Here is a 4,594-nt window from a genome sequence, read left to right as displayed (position 1 = left end):
AATCCGCGGCGCCGCGCTCGACGTCACCGCCCCCGTCAGCTCGGGCGGGCGCAGCGTGGTCGGCTTCTTCTCCGGCATCGGCGGCGCGATCGGCGATTATTTTCGCGCCGGCTCGCAAAATGCCGAGCTTCGCGAGGAGCTGGAGGCGACCCGGCGCGAGCTGGTCAAGTCGCAGGCGGCGCAGGGCGAGAATCGGCGGCTCGTCGCCTTGCTCGGCCTCGCCGCGCGCAGCGACGACGAGGTCGCCGTCACCCGCGTCATCGGCTCCTCCTTCGAAGCGCCGCGTCGGCTGGCGACGCTCTCGGCCGGCTCGGGCTCGGGCATTCAGGTCGGCCAGCCGGTCCGCGCGCCGGACGGCCTTATCGGCCGGGTGATCGAGACCGGACGCTGGGCCTCCCGGGTGCTGCTCGTCACCGACGGCGGCAGCAACGTACCGGTCCGGCTGGTTCGCGACGGCACCCCGGCGATCGCGGTCGGCCGCGGCGACGGCACGATCGAATTGCGCACGCTCGAGGTCGGCGAGAATCCCTTCCGCCCCGGCGACATCCTGGTGACCTCCGGCATCGGCGGCGTCTTTCCCGCCAACATTCCGGTCGCGACGGTGGTGCGAATCGAGGGCGACACCGCGATCGCCCGCCCGCTCGCCGATCCGGCGCGCGACGATTTCGCCATCGTCCTGCGCGTCGCCCAGCCCGCGGCGGCCGGGCCGCTCGACAGCGCCGCGCCGCCCGTCGTCGGGCCGCCGGTCGCCGGCCCGCCGCCCGGCGCCGCGCCCGGCGATTCGACCCCGCGGCCGCGCCAGAATGACCCGCGCTACCAGCCCGCTCTGCAATCGCAGCCCGGCGGCGAGACCCGGCCGATTCCGGCCGAGGGAGGGCCGCGATGAACCGCATTGCCGGCTCCGACGCCGAGGTCGCGATCCGCGACTTCCGGCACCGGTTTGTGCCCGTGCTCTCGACCATTTTCGCGATCCTGCTCGCGATCATGCCCTTCGTCTTCTCGGCCCCCTTCGTCCCCGATCTCGGCTTTCTCGTCTTGATCGCCTGGCGGCTGCTCCGGCCCGAAATCTGGGGCGCGGGGACGGCGCTCGGCCTCGGCCTCCTCAGCGACCTCGTCGCCGGCAACCCGATGGGCCAGTCGATGCTGCTCTGGACGAGCACCTTCCTCGTCTTCGACCTGATCGATAGCAGACTCGGCTTTCGCGACTATATGATGGATTGGGCGATCGCGGCGGGCGCGATCTTCATTCACAGCCTCGGGGCGTGGTACATTGTCCTGCTGATGGGTAGCGACGTGCGTTTCATGGTGGTCGTGCCGCAGATCGCGGTGGGGATTTTGGCTTATCCGGTGGTGACCCGGATCGTGCTCGCGCTCGACCGCTGGCGGCTGGTGCGATGATCAAAGGCAGGCGCCGCCAGCCGCGGCCACCGATCACCGAGAGCGCCGCGGCAAACATGTTCAGCCGCCGCGCCGTCCTGATCGGCGCCGGCCAGGCCGGCCTCGCCGCTTTGCTCGCCGGGCGGATGGGCTATATCGCGATCGCCCAGAACCAGCGCTACACCGACCTCGCCGAATCGAACCGGGTGCAGATGCGGCTGATTCCGCCGCGCCGGGGCTGGATCGTCGACCGCCACGGCCAGCCCATGGCGGCAAACCGCAGCGACTTTCGAGTCGACCTGATCCCCGACCAGCTCGAGGATCCGGAGCGGGCGATCGCCGTCCTGACCCGAATCCTCGGCCTCTCCGCTGAGACGGTGGCGCGAATTCGCCAGGAGCTCGGCGTGGCGCAGGGCTTCCAGCCGGTGCCGGTGGCCGAGCACCTTTCCTTCGAGAAATATGCCGAGATCACGGTGCGGCTGCCGGAGTTGCCGGGAGTCTCCCCCTTGCGCGCCTTCGCCCGTTTCTATCCGGAAGGGCCCGCGGTCGGCCATCTGCTCGGCTATGTCGGTACCCCCAGCCGTGAGGAATATGAGGCGGAAGAGCGCAATCCGCTGCTCCTCGCCCCCGGCTTCAAGGTCGGTAAGGAAGGCCTCGAGGAGGTCATGGAGCAGCAGCTCCGCGGCCGTGCCGGCGCGGCGCGGGTCGAGGTGACCGCGCGCGGGCGGCTGGTCCGCGAGCTGCGCACTGTTCCCGACGTCGCCGGGCCGCCGCTCCGCACGACGATCGACGCCGGCCTCCAAAGCTATGCGGCGCGGCGCCTCGGCGAGGAATCGGGCGCCTGTGTCGTGCTCGACTGCAACTCGGGCGACATTCTCTGCATGGCCTCGATGCCGGCCTACGATCCTAACAGCTTTTCCGACGGGATCAGCCACAGCGAATGGGAGATGATGCGCCAGGACGAGCGCCACCCCCTCATCAACAAGACACTGAATTCGCTCTACCCGCCGGGCTCGACCTTCAAGCCGGCGGTGGCGATGGCGGTGATGGAGGCCGGAGTCGATCCCGAGGAGACGGTGAGCTGCGGCGGCGGTTACAATTTCGGCGGCCGCCGCTTCGGCTGCCTCGGCGTGCACGGGCCGATGAACCTTCACCGCGCGATCGCCAGGAGCTGCAACACCTATTTCTACACGATGGGCCGGCGGATCGGGATCGAGCGCTTCGCGGCGATGTCACGCCGCCTGGGCCTCGGCCAGCGTTTCGATCTCCCCGTCGTCTCGCAAAGCTACGGCACGATTCCCGATTCGGCGTGGAAGCTGCGTCGCTACAATCAGGAATGGAGCCAGGCCGACACGCTCAACGCCGCGATCGGTCAGGGCTATGTCATCCTCAATCCCCTCCAGCTCGCGGTGATGGCCGCGCGCATCGCTTCCGGCCGCGACGTGCAGCCGCGCATGCTCGCCGGCAACCACCCGGCGCCCGCGCCGCTGCCGTTCAATCCGGCGAGCTTCGCGGCCGTCCGGGCCGGCATGGACGAAGTGGTGAACGGAGCAGGCACCGCAGGGCGCAGCCGCCTCCCCTTCCCCGACATCCGCATGGCCGGCAAGACCGGCACCGCCCAGGTCCGCAATATCGGCTCGGACAGGGGCCGCGCCGGCGCCGCTTGGCGCTATCGCGATCACGGCCTGTTCGTCTTCTTCGCCCCCGTCGGCGCGCCGCGTTACGCGGGCGCGGTGGTAATCGAGCACGGCCTCGGCGGCTCGCGCGCCGCCGCACCGGTCGCCAAGGACGTGCTGACCTATCTCTTCGACAAGGACCGGGCGATGGAGGCTTTGCTCCCGCTCGAGCAGCAATGGGGTGGAACGATGGCCGAGCGGACGGCGCGGCGCGCCGAAGCCTGGGCCGCGCGCGCGGACGGCGAGACCCTGCCCAATCCCGCCGGAACCTGATGGCGCTCGCCCCGATACCCAAGCCGATCGCCGATCTGCCGTGGCGCGTGCTCTGGATCGTCATCGCGCTCGCCGCGGCAGGCTTCCTGGCACTCTACTCGGTCGCGCCCGGCGGCGGCGGCGCACTGATGCCCTATGCGCTGCCGCACGCGGTCCGCTTCGGCGTCTTTCTCGCCCTCGCGATCGGCCTCTCCCGCTTCCGGCCGGCGACGTTCAGCGAACTCGCCTGGCTCGGTTACGCCGGGGGCATGGTCCTGCTCGTCCTCACCCTGCTGCTCGGCGCGATCGGCGGCGGCGCGCGCTCCTGGCTCGAGCTCGGAATCATCCGAATCCAGCCTTCGGAGCTGATGAAGCCGGTCCTCGTCCTCGTCCTCGCCCGCTTCTACGCCCATATGCCGCCGCGCGAATTGAGCCGCTGGGCGGCGATCTGGCCGGCGGGCGTCCTGATCAGCCCGGCCATCCTGCTGATTCTGCTCCAGCCCGATCTCGGCACCGCCTCGCTGATCGTCCTCACCACCATCGCCCTGATGTTCGTCGCCGGCCTGCCGCTGCGCCTGTTCATCGGCGGGCTGGTCGCGACCGCGATCGCGATCCCGGTCGGCTTCTCCTTGCTCCTTCCCCACCAGCAGGAGCGCGTGCTGATCTTCCTAAATCCCGAGCAGGACCCGCTGGGCGCCGGCTACCATATCACCCAATCGATGATCGCGATCGGCTCGGGCGGCCTGTTCGGCCGCGGCTATCTCAACGGCACCCAGGCGAGCGGGCGCTTCCTCCCCGCGCCGCACACCGATTTCATCTTCGCCGCGATCGCCGAGGAATGGGGGCTGGTCGGAGGGCTCGTGCTGATCGCGCTCTTCTTCCTGCTGCTGCGCTGGGGGATGAAAGTGTCGCTCGACGCCAAGGGCCGGTTCGAGCGGCTCGCCGGAGCCGGCCTCACCCTCACCATCTTCTTCTACATCGCGATCAACCTGATGATGGTGATGGGCCTCGCCCCCGTCGTCGGGATTCCGCTGCCGCTCGTCTCCTATGGCGGCTCGGCGATGCTCACCGTGATGATCTGCATCGGCCTGTTGATGGCGATCGACCGCCAGAACCGCCGCGACGTCCGGCGCGCCTAGCGGGCGGTTGCAATCGCGCCCCGGCGCCCCTAAATGCCCGCTTCCGCCCGTGCCTCCACCGAGCCGCAGGCGACGGACGCATAGCTCAGTTGGTAGAGCAGCTGACTCTTAATCAGCGGGTCCCAGGTTCGAGCCCTGGTGCGTCCACCA

The 4,594-nt window shown here is 69.8% G+C and carries 4 protein-coding genes and 1 tRNA gene; all 5 read left to right on the top strand.

The features are described 5' to 3' along the window. Window positions 1-886, top strand: an 886-nt coding sequence (mreC, locus tag ACT4N8_RS13505; RefSeq protein WP_444858642.1) for a rod shape-determining protein MreC, incomplete at its 5' end; no start/stop codon positions are given. Next, window positions 883-1,398: a rod shape-determining protein MreD gene (mreD, locus tag ACT4N8_RS13500; protein WP_444858641.1), complete on the top strand. Its 516-nt coding sequence runs from the start codon at window positions 883-885 to the stop codon at window positions 1,396-1,398. The genes mreC and mreD, both read left to right, overlap by 4 nt. Beyond that, complete coding sequence (gene mrdA / locus ACT4N8_RS13495; RefSeq protein ID WP_444858640.1) at window positions 1,395-3,326, top strand: penicillin-binding protein 2; 1,932 nt, start codon at window positions 1,395-1,397, stop codon at window positions 3,324-3,326. The genes mreD and mrdA overlap by 4 nt, the downstream gene beginning before the upstream one ends. Next, a complete protein-coding gene (rodA, locus tag ACT4N8_RS13490) occupies window positions 3,326-4,444 on the top strand; it encodes a rod shape-determining protein RodA (protein WP_444858639.1) in 1,119 nt (372 codons plus the stop codon). Before mrdA ends, rodA begins: the two co-directional genes overlap by 1 nt. 74 nt (window positions 4,445-4,518) lie before the next feature. Continuing rightward, window positions 4,519-4,594: transfer RNA gene (locus ACT4N8_RS13485), tRNA-Lys, on the top strand.

It is taken from the genome of Sphingosinicella sp. (genome assembly GCF_052387495.1).
Lineage (GTDB): Bacteria > Pseudomonadota > Alphaproteobacteria > Sphingomonadales > Sphingomonadaceae > Allosphingosinicella.
The sequence above is the reverse complement of the archived record's forward strand: the minus strand, read 5'-3'. Positions and strand labels throughout refer to the sequence as shown.

Coding starts and splice junctions, on each gene's coding strand:
- rodA (WP_444858639.1), top strand. CDS start 3,326: ATGGCGCTCGCCCCGATACCCAAGCCGATCGCCGATCTGCCGTGGCGC.
- mrdA (WP_444858640.1), top strand. CDS start 1,395: ATGATCAAAGGCAGGCGCCGCCAGCCGCGGCCACCGATCACCGAGAGC.
- mreD (WP_444858641.1), top strand. CDS start 883: ATGAACCGCATTGCCGGCTCCGACGCCGAGGTCGCGATCCGCGACTTC.